General features: G+C 72.8%; 19 protein-coding genes. 17 read left to right on the top strand and 2 right to left on the bottom strand.

The window, feature by feature from the left end; all coding sequences use genetic code 11:
• Nucleotides 1-116: 116 nt before the first annotated feature.
• The 4 genes from AXW62_RS17760 to AXW62_RS17745 all read left to right on the top strand — a co-directional run bounded on the left by AXW62_RS17760 (nt 117) and on the right by AXW62_RS17745 (nt 3,457).
• Nucleotides 117-926: a helix-turn-helix domain-containing protein gene (locus tag AXW62_RS17760; RefSeq protein ID WP_030828100.1), complete on the top strand. Its 810-nt coding sequence runs from the start codon at nt 117-119 to the stop codon at nt 924-926.
• 157 nt (nt 927-1,083) lie between these two features.
• The gene (locus tag AXW62_RS17755) at nt 1,084-1,827 is read left to right on the top strand and encodes a thioesterase II family protein (protein ID WP_060945401.1); all 744 of its coding nucleotides are present in this window, start codon (nt 1,084-1,086) and stop codon (nt 1,825-1,827) included.
• 4 nt (nt 1,828-1,831) lie between these two features.
• Nucleotides 1,832-2,560: an IclR family transcriptional regulator gene (locus AXW62_RS17750; protein ID WP_102885032.1), complete on the top strand. Its 729-nt coding sequence runs from the start codon at nt 1,832-1,834 to the stop codon at nt 2,558-2,560.
• A gap of 87 nt (nt 2,561-2,647) precedes the next feature.
• Nucleotides 2,648-3,457, top strand: coding sequence for an AfsR/SARP family transcriptional regulator (locus tag AXW62_RS17745; protein ID WP_063817603.1), 810 nt, complete (start codon nt 2,648-2,650; stop codon nt 3,455-3,457).
• Nucleotides 3,458-3,580: 123 nt separating this feature from the next.
• Here AXW62_RS17745 and AXW62_RS17740 read toward each other — a convergent pair whose 3' ends face one another.
• Both AXW62_RS17740 and AXW62_RS17735 read right to left on the bottom strand, forming a co-directional pair.
• Nucleotides 3,581-3,850 (bottom strand): hypothetical protein, encoded by a 270-nt coding sequence (locus tag AXW62_RS17740; RefSeq protein ID WP_060945387.1) that lies wholly within the window; start codon nt 3,848-3,850, stop codon nt 3,581-3,583.
• A gap of 141 nt (nt 3,851-3,991) precedes the next feature.
• Complete coding sequence (locus tag AXW62_RS17735; RefSeq protein ID WP_060945386.1) at nt 3,992-4,489, bottom strand: hypothetical protein; 498 nt, start codon at nt 4,487-4,489, stop codon at nt 3,992-3,994.
• A gap of 600 nt (nt 4,490-5,089) precedes the next feature.
• Here AXW62_RS17735 and AXW62_RS17730 point away from each other — a divergent pair.
• The 13 genes from AXW62_RS17730 (at nt 5,090) to AXW62_RS17670 (ending at nt 17,292) form a co-directional block, all read left to right on the top strand.
• On the top strand, nt 5,090-5,341 hold the full coding sequence (locus tag AXW62_RS17730; RefSeq protein ID WP_014061562.1) for an acyl carrier protein: 252 nt from the start codon (nt 5,090-5,092) through the stop codon (nt 5,339-5,341).
• A 55-nt stretch (nt 5,342-5,396) separates the two neighbouring features.
• Nucleotides 5,397-6,638, top strand: coding sequence for a beta-ketoacyl-[acyl-carrier-protein] synthase family protein (locus AXW62_RS17725; RefSeq protein WP_060945385.1), 1,242 nt, complete (start codon nt 5,397-5,399; stop codon nt 6,636-6,638).
• The gene (locus tag AXW62_RS17720) at nt 6,635-7,768 is read left to right on the top strand and encodes a beta-ketoacyl-[acyl-carrier-protein] synthase family protein (protein WP_060945384.1); all 1,134 of its coding nucleotides are present in this window, start codon (nt 6,635-6,637) and stop codon (nt 7,766-7,768) included. Before AXW62_RS17725 ends, AXW62_RS17720 begins: the two co-directional genes overlap by 4 nt.
• The gene (locus AXW62_RS17715) at nt 7,765-8,733 is read left to right on the top strand and encodes a beta-ketoacyl synthase N-terminal-like domain-containing protein (RefSeq protein WP_060945383.1); all 969 of its coding nucleotides are present in this window, start codon (nt 7,765-7,767) and stop codon (nt 8,731-8,733) included. The genes AXW62_RS17720 and AXW62_RS17715 overlap by 4 nt, the downstream gene beginning before the upstream one ends.
• Before the next feature lie 230 nt (nt 8,734-8,963).
• A complete protein-coding gene (locus AXW62_RS17710) occupies nt 8,964-9,797 on the top strand; it encodes an alpha/beta fold hydrolase (RefSeq protein WP_252368641.1) in 834 nt (277 codons plus the stop codon).
• Nucleotides 9,794-10,813: a hypothetical protein gene (locus AXW62_RS17705; RefSeq protein ID WP_060945381.1), complete on the top strand. Its 1,020-nt coding sequence runs from the start codon at nt 9,794-9,796 to the stop codon at nt 10,811-10,813. Before AXW62_RS17710 ends, AXW62_RS17705 begins: the two co-directional genes overlap by 4 nt.
• A 32-nt stretch (nt 10,814-10,845) precedes the next feature.
• Nucleotides 10,846-12,009, top strand: coding sequence for a beta-ketoacyl synthase N-terminal-like domain-containing protein (locus AXW62_RS17700; RefSeq protein ID WP_060945380.1), 1,164 nt, complete (start codon nt 10,846-10,848; stop codon nt 12,007-12,009).
• A 143-nt stretch (nt 12,010-12,152) separates the two neighbouring features.
• Nucleotides 12,153-12,521 carry a 3-hydroxyacyl-ACP dehydratase FabZ family protein gene (locus AXW62_RS17695; RefSeq protein ID WP_252368640.1) on the top strand — a complete coding sequence of 123 codons (369 nt, stop codon included), beginning with the start codon at nt 12,153-12,155 and terminating at the stop codon, nt 12,519-12,521.
• Between the two features lie 9 nt (nt 12,522-12,530).
• Nucleotides 12,531-13,025 (top strand): 3-hydroxyacyl-ACP dehydratase FabZ family protein, encoded by a 495-nt coding sequence (locus tag AXW62_RS17690; protein ID WP_060945398.1) that lies wholly within the window; start codon nt 12,531-12,533, stop codon nt 13,023-13,025.
• A 103-nt stretch (nt 13,026-13,128) separates the two neighbouring features.
• Nucleotides 13,129-13,875, top strand: coding sequence for a 3-oxoacyl-[acyl-carrier-protein] reductase (fabG, locus tag AXW62_RS17685; protein WP_060945379.1), 747 nt, complete (start codon nt 13,129-13,131; stop codon nt 13,873-13,875).
• 27 nt (nt 13,876-13,902) lie between these two features.
• Nucleotides 13,903-14,643 (top strand): 2-hydroxychromene-2-carboxylate isomerase, encoded by a 741-nt coding sequence (locus AXW62_RS17680; RefSeq protein WP_060945378.1) that lies wholly within the window; start codon nt 13,903-13,905, stop codon nt 14,641-14,643.
• 194 nt (nt 14,644-14,837) lie between these two features.
• Entirely contained in the window at nt 14,838-15,044 is a 207-nt protein-coding gene (locus AXW62_RS17675; RefSeq protein WP_060945377.1) for an MbtH family protein, read from the top strand.
• A gap of 160 nt (nt 15,045-15,204) precedes the next feature.
• The gene (locus AXW62_RS17670; protein WP_060945376.1) at nt 15,205-17,292 is read left to right on the top strand and encodes an ABC1 kinase family protein; all 2,088 of its coding nucleotides are present in this window, start codon (nt 15,205-15,207) and stop codon (nt 17,290-17,292) included.
• The last annotated feature ends 352 nt before the right edge of the window (nt 17,293-17,644 follow it).

Below are 17,644 nucleotides of genomic sequence, written 5' to 3'. Positions count from 1 at the left end.
CGTGGAGCGGCGCGGTTGCGGGGCGGGCCGTGCCGATGCGCGGACACGAGGGGGTGTTCCGCGGTTGACAGGCGACGTAGGAACTCACGCGGGGGGTGAGTGGTGTGCCATCCGGGATGCCCGAGAGCGCTTCGGGCAGCAGCCGTCGAGAGGTCGACCTCGTTCCGGCCGAGGCCGCCGATGAATTCGAACGGGAGCTGCTGGAGGTCAGCGCGCTCCTGGCGTCCACGGTGGACAGACGCCGCAATCAGCTGCACCGCGACGCGATGGTGGACGTCATCGACGCCCACGAGGACGCCGTGGAGACGGCGGCGCGGCTGGTCACGGGTGCCACTACGCGCGTCGATGTGGTGCTCGCCGCGGAGCCCGCGTACGCCGCGGCGGTCCACGGCGCGCTGACCGCGCTGCTGTCCGGTACGGCGCGGAAGACCCCCCGGGCGCGGCTGCTGTGCACGCCCTCGACGCTCGACTGGCGGTTCGTCTCGGCCCATGCCGCCGATGAGCGGGTCCGGACGCGGGTGGCGCGGATCCCCGCGCTGGTCGCCGTGATCGCCGACAACGAGCACGCGCTGGTGTGCGCCGCGTCGGTGGCCGGCCGCCGGGCCTCGGTGGTCCGCGCCCCCGGTGTCATCCGGCCGCTGGTCGCGCTGTTCGACGGGGTGTGGCGCAACGCGGTGGAGGTCTCCGACCGCATCGAATTCGGCGACAAGACGCGGGCGGATATCGCACAGCAGATACTCGAGCGGCTGCGGGCCGGGGTCACCGACGAGGTCGCGGCGCGGGAACTGGCGATGTCCGTACGCACCTACCGGAGATATGTCGCGGAGATCATGGCATTACTCGGGGCGAATTCACGGTTTCAGGCCGGGGTGCGCGCCGCGGAACTCGGTCTGCTCCTCTCGCAATCCCCCGGCGAGCGGCGGTGACACGCCATCGCATTCTTTTCGGCCGTCCCCTGGCAGCTTCATGACCGGTCGTTGCCCGGTGTGTCGGGGCGCGGCTAGAACTGGCCGCACAGCACGCGGGCGGGTCACCGGGGCGACGGGGGATCGGCCGACGATGACGAGGAGGTGCGTGGAGACGATGGCCGTCGGCATCGACAGCAAGTGGTTCCGCAGATACGGGACCGGGGCGGCGCCGCGCAGGCGGCTGGTCTGCCTGCCGCACGCGGGGGGATCCGCCGGGTTCTTCCACGGCTGGGGGACCGCCTTCGACTACGGCGTGGAAGTGCTCGCCACCCGCTACCCCGGCCGGCAGGAGCGGCTCGCCGAGCCGGGCATCGACCGCATCGAGGACCTCGCGGACGAGGTCACCGCGGCCCTGCTGCCCTTCGCGGACGTGCCGTTGACCCTCTTCGGCCACAGCATGGGCGCGTCCGTGGGGTACGAGGTCGCGCTGCGGCTGGAGAGCCGGCACGGCATCCGCCTCCAGGGGCTCTTCGTCTCCAGCCGGAAGGCCCCGCACAAGCTGACGCCCCACACCACCTACCTGGACGGCGACGAGGCGCTGCTGGAGGAGGTGCGGGGGCTCGGCGGCACCGACGGGGAGCTGCTGGACGACCCGGATCTGCGCGAGGTGGTGCTGCCCGCGCTCCGGGCGGACTTCACGGCGGTGGGGACGTACGGACCCCGTACCGCGGCGCCGGTCGGCTGCCCGGTCGTGGCCCAGGTCGGGGACGCCGACCCGCACATCACCGCCGAGGACATGGCCGCCTGGGGCGAGGTGGCACCGGCGGGCTTCGCGCTGCGGGTGCTGCCGGGCAACCACTTCTACCTGGTGGAGCAGCGTGACGCCGTCGTCCGCGCGCTCGCCGCGCATCTGGGCTGAGCCCATGGCCCACTCGACGATGACCCCGCCGCCGCTGATCAGCGGAGTGGGCGTGCTCGACAAGGCGTCGCTGCTGCTGGGCGTGTTGGAGGGCGGTCCCGCCACGCTGGCCCGGCTGGTCTCCGACACCGGTCTGAAACGGCCCACCGTGCACCGGCTGGTGCTGGCCCTGGAGCGGCTGAGACTGGTCGCCCGCGACGGGCAGGGGCGCTTCGCCCTCGGCCCCCGGCTGGGCGACATGGTCGTCGAGGCGCGCCAGGACCGGCTGAAGGCCCAGGCGGGCCCGGTGCTGGAGCAGGTGAGCGCCCGGACCGGGACGAGCGCCCGGCTCCACCGGCGCCGCGGCCGGATGCGGATCTGCGTGGCCTCCTCCGAGGCGCTGGGCGGTGAGCCGGTGCCGGTGGGCACGGCGTTCCCGCTGACGTCCGGGGCGGTGGCCCAGGTGCTGCTCGCGTGGGAGGAGCCCGAGGCGCTGTACGAGGCGCTGCGCGGCGCCCGGTTCACCGCGGCCATGCTCTCCGGCGTACGGCGGCGGGGCTGGGCGCAGAGCGTCGGGGGCTGGGAACCGGACGTGGCGACCGTGTCGGCGCCGGTGCGCTCCCCGGACGGGCGGGTGGTCGCGGCGCTGTCGCTCTCCGGTCCGATCAGCCGGGTGAGCCGCCATCCGGGGCATCAGCTCGGCTGTGAGGCGATCGACGCGGCGGTGCGGATCGCCGAGTTGTCAGGTTGCTGACGCCTCGCGGACGGCGGGGCGGGACGAGGGCGGGACGAGGGCGGGGGTGGTCGGGCCGGACGACACCGAGGCCGTGGGGAGGCAGCTGTGCGGCACGTGGAGTTCGGCATCCTCGGGCCGGTGGAGGTGCGCGTGGACGGGCGGCTGCTGCCCGTGGACGGCGCCAAACAGCGGACCGTGCTGGCCGCCCTGCTGCTGTCCGGGGGCCGGGTGGTCTCGGACGACCGGCTCAGCGAGCTGCTGTGGGGGCGCCATCCGCCGGTCACGATGACCGCGCAGCTCTACACCCACATCTCGCGGCTGCGCAAGCGCTGCGCCCCCTGGCTCCGGCTGGTCCGCCGCGGCCCGGGATACGCCATGGACCACAGCGGGGCCCGGCTGGACTGGGAGGAGTTCCAGCGCCTGGCCGAGCAGGGGCGCGGTGAACTCGCCGAGGGCCGGTACGCGGACGCCGCCGAACGGCTGCACACCGCCCTGGCGCTGTGGCGGGGGCCCGCCCTGTCGGATGTGACCGGCTTCCTGGCGGAGACGGAGCTGCCGCGGCTGGAGGAGGCCCGGATCAGCGCGGTGGAGCACCGCGTCGAGGCGGAGCTGGCGCTGGGCCGGCACGCCGGGTCGGTGCCGGAACTGACCCGGCTGGTGGCCGAGCATCCGCTCCGGGAGGGCTTGCGCGGCCAGTTGATGACCGCCCTGTACCGGTGCGACCGGCGGGCGGACGCGCTGGCGGTCTACGAGCGCGGCCGGCGAGTGCTGCGCGAGGAGCTGGGCATGGACCCCGGCGCGGGGCTGCGCCACGTCCACCACGGCGTGCTGCGCGGCGATCTGCCCGGCTCCGGCCCCGGCCCCGGCCACGGCCCGCGGCCGGGGCCACGGTCACGGCCGGACGGCACGGGCTGATCCGGGGCTCGGCACCCGGCGCCGCCTCGGGCCCGTCCCGGGTGGGCGGGCGGAACGCGGGGCCCCGGCCGGGGCGTGTGGGCCGGGGTGCCGGGGGGTGTGGCCGGTGCGGCGAGGGGGCCTTCAGGGCGTGTTCGTCGCGGTGCTGTGGACGGCGTTGATGAGCATCGCCACCAGGCTGGCCCAGCGGGCGCCGGCGTCGCTCATCAGCGACTGCCGGGGCCCGATGTACTCGGCGTACTCCGTGCGGTGCGGGTCGAGCGCCAGTTCCCTGACGACCGCGGCGAACTCCGCCGGATCGTTCAGGTCCCGGCGTTCCAGGTGCTCCAGCCAGGTCGTGAAATCGAGTTCCGTTCCGGTCGCCGGAATCTCAGTGGCCGATATGTTGTCCACCGCACCTCCCTGGTTTGTGCGGACCGGTATCCCTGTCCGCGACGACCAGCATGTAATGCCCGTCTATGGCCGTTCTATTGCGGCGGAGGCCCGTGGCGATAGGCCGGTGATAGACGGGCGGCGGGTGGTTGCCGCGTCCGGCTAGACGCGGGGGAAACGGGACTGCAGATTCCAGATCGCGGGGTTGTCCGCGAGTCCGTCGTGCAGATCAGCCAGATCCGCGATCAGATCGTGCAGGAAGTCCCGGGCCTCGCGGCGCAGCGCGGCGTGGGAGAAATTCAGCGGCGGATCCGTGGCCGGTGTCCAGTCGGCGGTGATGTCCACCCATCCGAAGCGCCGCTCGAAGCGCATCCGGTCGGTGGATTCGGTGAAGTCCAGTTCCGCGTGGACGGGGGTGGCGGAGCGGCTGCCGCGCGGATCCCGGTCGAGCAGTTCCACGATGTCGCACAGCGCCCAGGCGAAGTCCAGCACCGGGACCCATCCCCAGGCGGTGGACAGTTCACGGCCGGTCGCGGTGTCCGTGAGGTGGACATCGCCGCAGAACAGGTCGTGGCGCAGGGCCTGGACCGGTGCGCCCCGGTAGTCCGTCTGCGGCGGGTCCGGGAAGCGGTGGGAGAGGGAGTAGCCGAGCTCGATCACCGACCGATGGTGTCATGACGCCCGGCCGGTGCGCGGCGGGGGCCGGTCCCGCGCTGGCACCTTCCTGTTAGCGCCATTGTGGAAGATCAACGGACTCGGATAGAAATCCGGTCGGTCGGCGGAACGCCCCGGGTCCGGGACGTGGACGGCGGGAGATCCGACTCCGGCGGTGGTCATCCCCCGAACCACCGCCGGTTGCCTCCCCGCGGCGTGCCCGCGGTGCTCCGCGCACCCGCCCGGGGCTGCCGCGGGGAGGAGATCAGGGGCCCGGACGGCCCGGGTGGACCGGCCACGGGACCGAGCCCCTGATCAGGGGGGCGGCGGCCGGGAAGCAGGGGACGGCGGCGGCCGGGAAGGCTTCGCTGGCAGCTTCCTGTACCGGCTGTTGCGCGGTACCGGCCGCGCGGATAGTTCTGGTGGGAAGCGCCGATAAATAACCGCCGTGGAGCGGGAATCCGGGTAGCGAGCGGGTCTGCCGACCGGGTTGTGGCAGCTTTATGCAGTGGGCATTGCGCGGTATCGCGGGGTGCCATAGAAAGATCCGAGTCCGAAATGGAAACGGCCTGCGGGTCGGCCTTGTTCGAAAGTGGGGGATCCATCATGAGTTCGGTGCACGAGGAGCGGGTGCAGAAGATCAAGGAGATCGTCTGCGACGTTCTGGAAATCGAAGAGGACGAGGTGACCGAGACCAGCCTCTTCAAGGAGGACCACTCGGCCGACTCGCTGCGTTCCATCGAAATTCTCGCGAACCTCGAGAAGGAATTCCACGTCACCATCGACCAGTCGGAACTCCCCCGGATGGTGCACCTCAAGGGCGTCTACGAGGTCGTCGCCGAGTCCGCCGGCTGGTAGAGCGGCGTTCTCGTATTCGCGGACACGGCCGGAACAGCGGATTTGAGGGGGCGGGATGGCGGAGTCGGGGCATGCGGGCCCGCGCAGAGTGGTGATCACCGGACTCGGTGTGGTCTCCAGCATCGGTATGGGCGTCGAGGAGTTCCGGCGGGGACTGCGCGCCGGAAGCAGCGGGGCCAAGCCGATCACGGTGTTCGACGTCGCGGGGTTCGACCACGCGAACGGCTGTGAGGTGGAGGATTTCGACCCCGGGCGGTGGATACGCCACCTCGCGGCCGAGCGCCTCGGCCGGGCGACGCAGTACTCGGTCGCCGCGGCCCGGATGGCGATCGAGGACGCGGGGGTGTCCATCGCGGACTGGCGGTCGCAGCCGGGTCTGATCTCCATCGGGACCACCGACGGCGAATCGAGGGACCTGGACCACCTGGTCGAGGCCGAGATCGCGCACGGTCCCGAGCACATGCCGCCCGAACTCGCCCGCCGCGTTCCGGCCGGCCGTCTGTCGGCGGCCATCGCGCAGGAGCTCCAGCTGTCCGATGTGGAGGCGGTGACGATTCCGACCGCCTGCGCGGCCGGCAACTACGCCCTGGGCTACGGCTATGACGCGGTCCGCTCCGGGGACGCGGAGTACGCGCTGTGCGGCGGCGCCGACGCGATGTGCCGCAAGACGTTCGCCGGTTTCTACCGGCTGGGCACCATCGCGCCGGACCGGTGCCGGCCGTTCGACGTCGACCGCAAGGGCATCCTCACCGGTGAGGGCGCCGGGGTGCTGGTCCTGGAGAGCCTTGAGTCCGCGCTGGCCCGGGGCGCCCGGATCTATGCCGAGGTGCTCGGGTACGGCCTGACCTGCGACGCGTACCACCAGGTGGCGCCGAACCAGGACAGCGTCGGCCGGTGCATGCGGCTGGCCCTGGAGAACGCCGGGGTCAAGGCCGACCAGGTGGACCTCATCTCCGCCCACGGCACCGGTACCAAGGCCAACGACGTCACCGAGGCGCGCGCCATCCGCGAGGTCTTCGGCAGCCGTCCCCCCAGGACCATCTCGATGAAGTCGATGATCGGTCACACCATGGGCGCCGCCAGCGCGCTGTCGGCCATCGGCTGCGCCCTGGCGATCACCGAGAAGTTCATCCCGCCGACCATCAACCACACCACCACCGATCCCGAGTGCGACGTGGACTGCGTGCCCAATGTGGCGATCGAGGCGGAGCTGAAGGTCGTGCAGAACAACGGCCTGGCCTTCGGCGGCAACAACGCGGTGGTGCTGCTCGGCCGGTACGACGGGGTGCCGGTATGAGCTGGGCGGTGACCGGCATGGGGGCCGTGGCCGCGCTGGGCGGCGATGTCGGCGAACTCTTCGGCAATCTGTGCGCGGGCCGCTCCGGAGTGGCCGAGCTGCGCGGCTTCGACCACGCCCGGCACACGGCCCGGCACGCGTACGAGGTGGACAACCGTCCCGCCCCCGGGGTGGACGTCCCTGGGCGGGCGACCGGGCTGCTGCTGGACGCGGTCGGCCAGGCGGTCCGTGACGCGGGCCTCGACGGGAGCGATCTGAGCGGGGTGCCGGTCCTGGTCGGCACCGGTCTGCGCGAGCTGCGGTCGGTGGAGCTGTGGCGCACCGAGGGCGCCGGCTTCCCCGCCGCCCGGCTCCACTTCGGCACCGCGCTGCGCGAGGCGTTCCGGGCCGATGACACCCACACCCTGTCCAACGCCTGCTCGGCCGGGCTGTACGCGCTGGCGCTGGGCGTGGACCTGCTGGCGCAGGGGACGGACACGGTGGTCGTGGCCGGGGTCGATGTGCTCACCGAGACCATGTACGGCCTGCTGGAGCGGGTGCAGCCGGTGCCCCCGACCCGGGTGCGGCCGTTCGACCGCGACCGGGACGGCGTCCTGATGGGCGAGGGCGCGGCGGCGGTGGTGCTCAGCCGGGCGCCCGGCGGACGCCCGGTGCACGGTCTGGTCCGGGACGTCGCGGTCAACTGCGACGCCTTCCACGTGACGGCGCCGGACCCGGCCGGTATCGCCGAGGCGATCAGGGAGGCGCACACCCGGGGCGGGGTGAAGCCCGCGGACATCGACCTGCTGATGGTGCACGGCACCGGGACGCTGCTCAACGACGAGGCGGAGGCGACCGCGCTCGCGGACGTCTTCGGCCCGGACCGGGACAAGCCCCTGGTGACCGCAACCAAGTCGATGACCGGGCACACCTCGGGTGCCTCCGGGCTGCTCAACCTGGTGGTCACCCTGCGCTGCCTCGCCGAGGGGCGGGTGCCGCCGACGGTGGGCCTGGACCACCCGGTGGACGAGGCGGCCGGGTTCCGTTTCGTCACCGGCGAGGCGGCCCACCGGCCGCTGACCGTGGCGCAGTTGAACGCGTTCGGCTTCGGCGGCATCAACGCCGTCGCGATCCTGGAGGCGGCCCGATGACCGTGGTGGTGAGCGGGGTCGGCGTGGTGCTGCCCCGCGCGAGGTCGGCACCGGAGCTGATGGCACCGGCGGCGCCGGACGCCCCGCCGGTCGAGCCGAAGGACCTGGTCGGCCGGAAGGGCCTGCGGTACAAGGACCGGGCCACTCAGCTCGCCTACTGCGCGGCCGACGCGGCCCTGCGCCACGCCGGTCTGCTGGACGACGGGGGCGGCCTGCGCGTCCCCGGCCGAAGCGTCGCGGTGGTGGCGAGCTCCAACTACGGCAACCTGGACACCATCTGCCGGGCCATCGACACCATCGCCGAGCACACGGCGGCGGCGGGCAGCGCGATGGACCTGCCGAACGCCTCGAGCAATGTCATCGCCTCCTCCGTCGCCATCCGCTTCGGGCTGCGCGGCCCCAACCTGATGCTGTGCAACGGCGCCACCTCCGGGCTGGACGCCGTCCACTGGGCGGCCACGCTGATCCGCGGCGGCAGGGTCCCCCGGGCGCTGGTCCTGGGCGTCGAACCCGACAACGCGTCCGTGCGCGCCTTCACCGGCGGAGCGCGGACCATCGACGGGGCGGCGGCGCTGGTGGTGGAGAGCGAGGAGTCGGCCGCCGAGCGGGGCGCGAGCGCGCCGGCCGTTCTCGGCGACTACGTCCGGGGCGCCGGGCTGGGCCGCTGTCTGGAACGGCTGGCGGCGGCGACCGGTGACCGGCCCGCCCTGTGGCAGCTGCCCGAACAGTGGCAGCTGCCCGAACAGCGGACGGCCGCCGTGCCGGACACCCTGCTGGCGGGCGTGGCCCGGCACGATCTCGGCGAGGTCTTCGGCCTGGGCTCGGGCGCGCTGGGGGTGCTCCAGTGCGCCGCGGCCGTCGGCTGGTTCGCCCGGGGCGGCGCCGGTCCGGTGTACGCCACCGCGGGCACCGACGCCGACGACGCCAGCGCGGGCATCGCGCTGCGTGGGCGGGCAGCGGCCTGATGTCCACCGGCGACCGCCTCGTCCAGGCACCCGCTCAGGAGCCCGCCGAAGGGCCCGCTGGGGGAGTCGTACGGGGGCCCGTGGAGGGGTCCGCTCCGGGAGTCGTTCCGGAGCCCGCCCAGGGGCAGGGACTTGCCCAGGGGCCGGGGTCCGCCCGGGGGCCTGCCCCGGAACGCCCTCAGCAGGGGCGGGGCGCCGCGGTGTCCGCGCGGGGCGGCAAGGAGAGCCCCGTGGTCGTGACCCGGCGCGCCCCGGGCGACCCCGGGCGGGGCCGGGTGCTCTTCCTGCACGGGCTGTCCAACAGCAGCACCGTGTGGGACGCCTGCGTCGAGCAGGGTCGCCGGTCCGGCGGGCCCGAGCTGTGGGCCGCCGACCTGCCCTGGCGGGGCCGGAGCGTCGCCGGGTGGAGCGCCCGGGGCGATCTCGTGCCGTACCTGGGCGACGCGCTGCGCGCGGTGCCGGGCGGCGCCGGGGTGGTGGTCGCCCACTCGATGGGCGCGAACGTCCTGATGGAGTTCCTGGGCCGGCGGATCGAGGCGGGCCGGGACCCGTTCACCGAGTTCGGCGTCCGCGGCATGGTGCTGGTGGCCCCGTTCTACCGGCGCACCGCCGAGGAGTTCGACTGGGCGAGCCTGGCGCACTCCGTGGACACCATGGCCCCGCTGATCGCCGAGGGCATCCGGGTGCACGCCGGGGACCGGGTCCCCGCGGCCACCCGCCGCCACCTCGCCGAGCGCATCCGGGACTGGGTCGGCCCCTACGGCTGGATGCGGTTCTTCGAGATCTACCTGCGTACCCCCGCCCTGCGCCTGGGACGGTTCACCGTGCCGTGCCTCGTCCTCGCCGGTGCGGACGACTTCGCCGCGCCGCCGGCCGAGGGCCGCGCGCTCGCGGACGCCCTCCCCGACGCGGAGTTCCGTCTGCTGCCCGGCTGCGGGCACTTCCTGATGATCGAGCGGGCGCGGCAGTTCGCCGCCCTGCTCGACCGCTTCGTCAGCATCTGTTCGGCCGCCCGTCCCAACGGCGGTCCCGGCCCCGGATTCCCATGGGAGCACGATCGATGACCACAGTGGCCGAAAGCGCCGTCAAGAGGCTGCTCACCAGCGAGACGACCGCGTCGCTGCGCACCCGGTACGAGGGCTCCAACATCTGCACCTGGATCGGGTTCAAGCACATCAACTACCTGGTCGAGGAGGCCATCCTCTACCACTTCGCCGAGGCGGACCTCCCGGCGCGGGCGCTGTACGCGGAAGCCGGCCTCGGCGTGGACATCGTCGACCTCGACACCCGGATCCTGCACGCCCTCTACATGGACGAGACGGTCCAGGCGCGGGTCGTGCCGGCGGCCGGGGACGACGACTCCTGCATCTCCTTCACGGTGGCCCTGCACGCCGAGCGGGACGGCGCGGACACCAAGGTGGTGGCCGCCAACGCCAAGGTGGTGCTGCGCTCGGACAGCTATGTCGAGGCGGCCGGGGAACCGCCCGCCGGGCTCGCCCGGTTCGTCACCGACCGGCTGAGCACCCCGGGCGCCGTCGCCCCCGAGCCGCCGGAGCTGACCGGTGCCGACCTCACGGCCGTCACCACCTCGCTGTCGGCCGGCCGCGGCACCACCGGCCCCGATCCGGTGCTCGACCTGCTGACCGCGGGGAAGAACGCGTTCGGCTGGAAGTGGCGGATCCCCTACCCGTACTGCCACTTCTCCGAGCGGCTCCAGATGTCCAGCTACCTGCGGCAGATGGAGGAGGTCGTGGACCTCTTCCTCGCCGACCGCGGCATCTCGGTGAAGACCCTGCTGGACGAGCGCCGGTGGATCCCCGCCTGCCCGCACTCCCGGATCCAGATCCTGGACGAGGCGCTGATGGAGGAGGACCTCTACACGGTCTACACCGTCGAGAACGTCTTCAAGGACTTCACCTACACCTCCCGCATGGACTGCTACGTGGTGCGCGACGGCCGTCTGGTGCCGACCGCGACCGGCAAGGTCACCCACGGCTACGCCCTGATCGAGAACCGGCGGGACTGGAACCTGATCACCTTCGACGAGCGCGTCTCCAAGGCGCTGCGCGGCGAGTCCTGACCGACGACGGCGACGTAAGCGACGGAGCAGACATGAGTGGCGGCACAGCTCTTGTGAATCGACCGGTCATCACGGCCTGGTCCGCGGTATCGCCCTTCGGGATCGGCCGCGCGGCCTTCACCGAGGGGATCAGGGAACGCCGGCCCGCGGCGGCCCCGCTCGAGGAGGAGCGGTGGCGGGCGGCCGGGGACCGCGCCTGTCTGGTGCCCGACTTCGACCTGCGCACGGTGCTCGGGAAGAAGGGGGTCCGCTCGATGGACCGGGTGACCGGCCTCGCGGTCACCACGGTCGCCCGGCTGCTCGACGACGCGCCGCGCAACCGGTGGGTGGCCACCGGCGAGGACGCCGCCCTGGTCCTGGGCACCACCACCGGCAGTGTGCAGAGCCAGATGGACTTCACCCGGGACTCGCTCACCGGGGAGAAGCCGTATCTGGTGGACCCGGCGCGTTTCCCCAACGCCGTGATGAACTGCGCCGCGGGGCAGAGCGCGATCTGGCACCAGCTCAAGGGCCCGAACACCACGATCGCCGGGGGCCACGCGGCGGGGCTGTACGCCCTGAACTACGCGCGCCGGCTGCTCACCTTCGGCCGGGCCAGGACGGTGCTGTGCGGCGCGGTCGAGGAGTTCTCGCACGCCCGCTCCTGGCTGGAGAGCCACGCCCACCAGCCGGACACCGAGGGGCCCGCGCAACTGCCCGGTGAGGGCTGCGGACTGCTGCTGGTGGAGCAGCGCGGCCCCGACGCGCGGGACGGCGCCGACGCGCCGGACAGCCCTGACGCGCGGGACGGCGCCGAGCAGCCGGTGCTGGCGGAGATCCTCGCGGTGGAGATGGGCATCGCCCTGGACGGCGGGGTCCGCCCCGCGCTGGCGGCCTGTCTGCGCCGGGCCCTGGACCGCGCGCAGGTGCGCCCGGAGGAGATCTGGGCGGTGTCCACGAGTGAGGCGCCCGGTCCGTCCGGGGAGCAGGAGCGGGCCGCCGTGGCGGAGGCCGCCGGGGGAGCGGACCCCGTCCACCTCACCCAGGCCGCGCTCATCGGGGACACCGGGGCCGCGGCGGCGGCGTTCCAGATCGCCGGGGTGCTGGTGCACGCCGAGACCACCCCCGGGGCCGCCGGCCGGGTGGCGCTGGTGACCTCCGTCGACCGCGACGGTGCGGTCGGCTGCGCCCTGCTGCGTCTGGCGGGGCCGCGATGACCGGGACGATCGGGGCCGCTGGGGCTGCCGGGGCTGTGGGGTCTGCCGGGGCTGTGGGGGATGTCGGGTCCATCGGCTCTGCCGGGACCCTCGGCTCCGCCGGGGCGTCAAGCACCCGGCCGTGCAGTCCTGTCGCCGCGCGGGTGGAGGTGGTCCGTCCGGCCGCCGCCGGCGACCGGGGCACGGTGCGGGCGGCGACGGCCGTCACGGTGGGCGAGGACGAGACGGTCTTCCCCGGGCACTACCCGGGCTTCCCCATCTTCCCCGGGGTCTGCGTGATCGAGTGCGTACACCTCAGCGGTCTGCGGACCGCTCCGCCGGGCTCGGCCGGGCTGGAGCTGGTGGCGGTGGAGAGCACGCGGTTCCTCAGCCCGGTCTTCCCGGGCGACCGGCTGGCGGTGGACCTGGTGTGGACCGGTGGGACCGGGGTGTGGAAGTGCGCCGCCAAGGTGGCCACCGAGCGCGGTGCCGCCGCCCAGGTCAGGCTGCGGTTCACGGCCGAGGAGGCGTGAGGAGGCATGATGATCGGCCAGTTGGAGATCAGAAGGGTGCTGCCGCACCGGTTCCCGATGCTGCTGCTGGACCGGGTGACCGAACTGGTCCCGGGCCGGCGGGTGACCGCCGTGAAGGCGGTGACCTGCAACGAGCCCTGGTACCAGGGGCTCGGGCCGGACGCGGTGGCCGCCGACTACGCCTACCCGCGGGTGCTGCTGCTGGAGTCCTGGTGCCAGTCGGCCGGGCTGCTGGCCACCTGGGAGTCGCCGGAGCCCGATGCGCTCGAGGGCCGGGTCATGCTCTTCGGAAGCGTGTCCGGGGTCGAGTACCACCGGCCGGTGCTGCCGGGTGACGTACTGGAACACCGGGCGGCCATCACCCGGGTGGTGGACGACACCGTGATCATCGAGGGCGGTGCCACGGTGGCCGGTGAGCCCGCGCTGACGGTCGGCCTCGCGGTGCTGGCCTTCCGCCCGGCCGGGGAGCTGCGGCCCGGGGACCCGGCCCCCGCCCTGCCCTGACCTGCTGCCCTGACCTGCTGATCTGCCCTGACCTGCTGATCTGATCCGACCCCGGCACCACACGTCCGGTCCGCGCGGCCGGCCGAATCGCTTTGGAGAACCAATGGCTAAGAACGCATCCCGGGTGGCGCTGGTCACCGGCGGTTCACGGGGAATCGGCCGGGCCACGGTGGAACGTCTGGCGCGGGACGGCTTCGACGTCGCCTTCTGCTACCAGTCGAACGAGGCGGCCGCCCTGGAACTGGAGAAGGCGGTCACGGAGACCGGGGTCCGGGTGCTCAGCCGCAGGACCGACGTCCGCGACGCCGACGCGGTGCGCGCGCTGGTCGCGGAGACCGAGCAGACGCTCGGCCCCATCGGCGTGGCGGTGACCGCCGCCGGTATCACCCGTGACAACCCCCTGCTGCTGATGAAGGACGACGAATGGCACGACGTGCTGGACGTCAACCTCGACGGGGTCTACCACGTCTGCCGCTCCGTGGTGTTCGGCATGATGAAGCGGAAGAGCGGGGTGATCGTCAACATCTCCTCGGTCGCCGGTGTGTACGGCAACGCCACCCAGTCCAACTACTCCGCCTCCAAGGCCGGGATCATCGGGTTCTCCCGGGCCCTGGCCAAGGAGGTCGGACGGTACGGGATCCGCGCCAATGTCGTCGCCCCGGGGTTCATCGACACCGATATGACCTCCGTGCTCACCGGCCAGGTGAAGGACAAGGCGCTGGAGTCGGTGCCGCTCGGGCGGCTGGGGCGGGCCGAGGAGGTCGCCGACCTCGTCTCGTACCTGGTCTCGGACCGTGCGGCCTATGTCACGGGCTCCGTCGTCCAGATCGACGGCGGCATCACCATCTAGCAACGCCCCGAACCCAGGAGGTTCCCGTTGGCCGTCAAGCCACCGCGCTGGTACTTCTCACTCCGCAGCCCCTATTCCTGGCTCGCCTACCGCGAACTGACCGAGAACGCCCCCGATGTGGCGGACGCGATCGAATGGCGTCCGTACTGGGAGCCGGACGAGGTGAGCGAGCGTATGCTGGCCGACGCCGGGATCCACCTCCCCTATGTCGCGATGTCGAAAGAGAAGCACTTCTACATCCTCCAGGACGTCAAGCGGGCGACCATCGAACGCGGTCTGTCCGTGGTCTGGCCGATCGACACCGCTCCCAACTGGGACGTCTCCCATCTCGCCTATCTGGTCGCCGAGGACGCCGGCCGCGGGCGGGACTTCATCGACGCCGTCTACCGGGCCCGCTGGGAGAACGGCATCGACATCTCCGAACGGGCCACCATGGCCGCGATCGGCGATGAACTCGGGCTCGACCCCGACGCGCTGGCCGGTGCGGTCGACGATCCGGAGATCCGCCGGCGGGGCATCGAGGCGCTGCGGGCGGTGGACCGCGACGGAGTGTTCGGAGTGCCGTTCTTCATCCACCGGCACGACAAGTTCTGGGGGCTGGACCGGCTCGCGGGCTTCGTGGCGAGCGTCCGCGCCAGGACCCGGACCACCGCCACCGCCGCCGCCACCGTCGCCGCCACCACCGAACAGCGGGAAACCGGCCGTGGGGGCGAGCCCGCCCTGCTCGTCCCGGCCGGTGACGCCGGCCACGCCGGTGGCTGCGGCTGACCGGACTGACGCGAAACGACCCGCTGAACCAGTGACACCGATGAACCAGTGACACCGATGAACCAGTGACACCGATGGACCCGTCACACCCGACAGACCTGTCAGACGAACTGTCAGGCATGCAAGACCTGTCAGACGTATCAGACCTCAGACCTATCAGACCTGTTCACACCCGTCAGAAAGGCGACCACGCCATGAGCAACCCCTTCGAGGACGAGAACGGCAGCTACTACGTGCTGGTCAACGACGAGTTGCAGCACTCGCTGTGGCCGGCCTTCGCCGAGGTGCCCGCGGGCTGGACCGTCGTCCACGGCCAGGACAGCCGCCAGGCGTGCCTGGACTACATCAACGAGAACTGGACCGACATGCGGCCCAAGAGCCTGATCGACGCGATGGGCTGACGCGGCGCCGCCCCCTCCCGTGCCACCGGGCCCGACGCCCTGACGTCGGGCCCGGTGGCGTGTCTGGCAGGTTGCTGCGTAACAGGCGGACAGCACGGTCCGAGAGGGACGATCCGGACTACTGTTGACGCACTCTTCAGCGCACACGGGGGAACGTGCCATGACCTGGCTGGCTGCCACCAGCATCGACGACCTGTCCTTCGGGCTGCTGATCGTGCTGATCGCGGTGTCGTCGCTGGGCGTCTTCGTCTTCGGCGTCTCGGCGATCTCCGGCCGGCTGCTCGGCATCCGGGTGGGCCCGTTGCGCGCCCTCGGCGCCGGGCTGGTCGGGCTGGGCGCGATGCTCGCCTTCAAGCCGACCATGCACGACCAGCAGAGCATGGGCGTGCTGTACGGGGTGCAGGTCGGAGTGTCCGTCCTCGCCGCGATGGCCACTCTGGTGCTGGCCGAGGTCTTCCTGCCGCGCGGCAGCTGGGCGCTGCCCCTGCGGCTGTGGCGCGCGGTGCGCAGCCGGCTGCGCCGCACCCGCCGCTATTCGCAGATCAGCCGGATCTTCATGCGCAACGGGCTGAGCCGTCCGCTGCGCAGCCGGCACAGTCTGGAACGGGCCCTGCGGCCGGGCGAGTTCGGCGACCGGACGGCCAGGGGGCTGCGGCTGGCGCTGGAGGAGTGCGGCGGGGCCTTCATCAAACTGGGCCAGTTGCTGTCCACGCGGCGCGATCTGCTGCCCCCGCACTTCATCGGCGAACTCAGCCGTCTGCAGAGCGATGTGGCGCCCGCGCCCTGGGGGGAGGTGGCGGCGCTGCTGCGCGAGGAGCTGGGCAGGCCGGTGGACGACGCCTTCGAGTGGATCGAGCAGATCCCGCTCGCCGCCGCCTCCATCGCGCAGGTGCACCGCGCCAAGCTGAGGGGCGGCCCGGTCGTCGTGGTCAAGGTCCAGCGGCCGGGGATCCGCGAGATGGTCGAGCGCGATCTGGACATCGTCCTGGCGGTCACCCGCGGTCTCCAGCGGCGGTCCCGGTCCTCCCACGCGATGGGGCTGCGGGATCTGGGCGACGGCTTCGCCACGTCCGTGCGGGAGGAGCTGGACTTCCGGATCGAGGCCAACAACGCCGCGGTGGTGGCGGCGTCCTGCGGTGGCTACGAGACGGACGCGGCGGTGCGCGTGCCCCGGGTGTACGAGGAGTTCACCACGGCCAGGGTGCTGGTCCAGGAGTGGCTGGAGGGGGTCACCTTCGACCGGGCGGCCGCCGTCGCGGACGGCAGGGGGCTGGACCGCCGCCGGATCGCCCGGACCGCCTTCGCCGCCATGCTGCACCAGATTCTGAGGGCGGGGGTGTTCCACGCCGATCCGCATCCGGGCAATGTGCTGCTGCTGGAGGACGGGCGGATCGGTCTGCTCGACTTCGGCTCGGTGGGCCGTATCGACCCCTCCGTACGCCACGCCCTGCAGGAGATGCTGGTGGCCGTGGACCGCGGCGACCGGGCCGGGCTGCACGACGCGCTGATGGCCCTGCTGGGCACGCGGGCCACCAGGAGTGAGGACCTCATGCTCAACTCGCTGCTGCTGGAGCGCGAGCTGGGGCAGTTCATGGCCCAGCACCTGGGGGCGGGGGCGCGGCCGGACACCGAGATGTTCACCGCGCTGTTCCAGCTGCTCGCCCGGTTCGGGCTCGCCGTGCCGCCGGAGGTCGCCGCCGTCTTCCGGGCCCTGGCCACCATCGAGGGCACCCTGAGCCGGGTCGCCCCCGACTTCAACATGATCGACGAGGCGCGGGCGGTCGCCGTGGACCTCCTCACCGACCGGCTGCGGTTCCGCGCCACGGGTGCGGGGAGCGAGGAGGAGAGCGGGTTCGGGCCCGGTCTGTCGTCCCTGGCGCGGAGCGCGGCCCATGAGTTCCTGTCCGCGCTGCCGATGCTGCGGCGGCTGCCGCGGAGGGCGGAGCGGATCGGCGCGTCGCTGGAGGAGGGGCGGTTCACTGTCCGGGTGCGGGTGCTCGCCGACGAGCGGGAGCGGCGCTTCGTCTCCGGGCTGATCCACCAGTTGACGGTCACGTTGCTGGCGGCCTGTACGGGGCTGATGGGGGTGGTCCTGGTGGTGTTCGGCACCGGGCGCGGCCCCCGGGTGACGGCGGAGGTGGAGCTGTTCCCGCTGCTCGGCTACCAGGTGCTCGCGGTCAGCGCGATCCTCATGCTGCGCGCCCTCTACACGGCGATACGCCGGCCGAACTCCCCCGGCCCGTCCTAGGGCCAGGGCCTGTCGTCACAGGGGCGCCCCGCTCCCGGCGTCTGGCACGGCACCTCGCCACGTCGTCGCGTCGCCCGGGTACGCCCGCGATGTTTCCCCAGCTACCGCTGGGAGGTGCCCCGGCACCGTACGCCGCTCGCGGCCGGGCGCCTGGTGCGGCACCTCGCCGCGTCGCCCGCGTACGCCCAGGACGGGGGCGATGCTCCGCCTGCGACGTTTCCCCCAGCTACCGCTGGGAGGTGTCCCCCGCACCGTACGCCGCTCGCGGCCGGGCGCCTGGCACGGCACCTCGCCGCGTTGGCCGGGAACCCGGGCAGGCCCTACGACGAGGGCTTCCGGCCGCTTGCGATCG

The sequence above is a fragment of the Streptomyces hygroscopicus subsp. hygroscopicus genome, assembly GCF_001553455.1.
GTDB lineage: Bacteria > Actinomycetota > Actinomycetes > Streptomycetales > Streptomycetaceae > Streptomyces > Streptomyces hygroscopicus.
The sequence above is the reverse complement of the archived record's forward strand: the minus strand, read 5'-3'. Positions and strand labels throughout refer to the sequence as shown.

Bases quoted from the DNA above. Each gene is read 5' to 3' on its own strand.
- AXW62_RS17760 (WP_030828100.1), top strand. From the start codon at position 117: ATGCCCGAGAGCGCTTCGGGCAGCAGCCGTCGAGAGGTCGACCTCGTT.
- AXW62_RS17755 (WP_060945401.1), top strand. From the start codon at position 1,084: ATGGCCGTCGGCATCGACAGCAAGTGGTTCCGCAGATACGGGACCGGG.
- AXW62_RS17750 (WP_102885032.1), top strand. From the start codon at position 1,832: ATGGCCCACTCGACGATGACCCCGCCGCCGCTGATCAGCGGAGTGGGC.
- AXW62_RS17730 (WP_014061562.1), top strand. From the start codon at position 5,090: ATGAGTTCGGTGCACGAGGAGCGGGTGCAGAAGATCAAGGAGATCGTC.
- AXW62_RS17725 (WP_060945385.1), top strand. From the start codon at position 5,397: ATGGCGGAGTCGGGGCATGCGGGCCCGCGCAGAGTGGTGATCACCGGA.
- AXW62_RS17720 (WP_060945384.1), top strand. From the start codon at position 6,635: ATGAGCTGGGCGGTGACCGGCATGGGGGCCGTGGCCGCGCTGGGCGGC.
- AXW62_RS17715 (WP_060945383.1), top strand. From the start codon at position 7,765: ATGACCGTGGTGGTGAGCGGGGTCGGCGTGGTGCTGCCCCGCGCGAGG.
- AXW62_RS17705 (WP_060945381.1), top strand. From the start codon at position 9,794: ATGACCACAGTGGCCGAAAGCGCCGTCAAGAGGCTGCTCACCAGCGAG.
- AXW62_RS17700 (WP_060945380.1), top strand. From the start codon at position 10,846: ATGAGTGGCGGCACAGCTCTTGTGAATCGACCGGTCATCACGGCCTGG.
- AXW62_RS17690 (WP_060945398.1), top strand. From the start codon at position 12,531: ATGATCGGCCAGTTGGAGATCAGAAGGGTGCTGCCGCACCGGTTCCCG.
- fabG (WP_060945379.1), top strand. From the start codon at position 13,129: ATGGCTAAGAACGCATCCCGGGTGGCGCTGGTCACCGGCGGTTCACGG.
- AXW62_RS17675 (WP_060945377.1), top strand. From the start codon at position 14,838: ATGAGCAACCCCTTCGAGGACGAGAACGGCAGCTACTACGTGCTGGTC.
- AXW62_RS17670 (WP_060945376.1), top strand. From the start codon at position 15,205: ATGACCTGGCTGGCTGCCACCAGCATCGACGACCTGTCCTTCGGGCTG.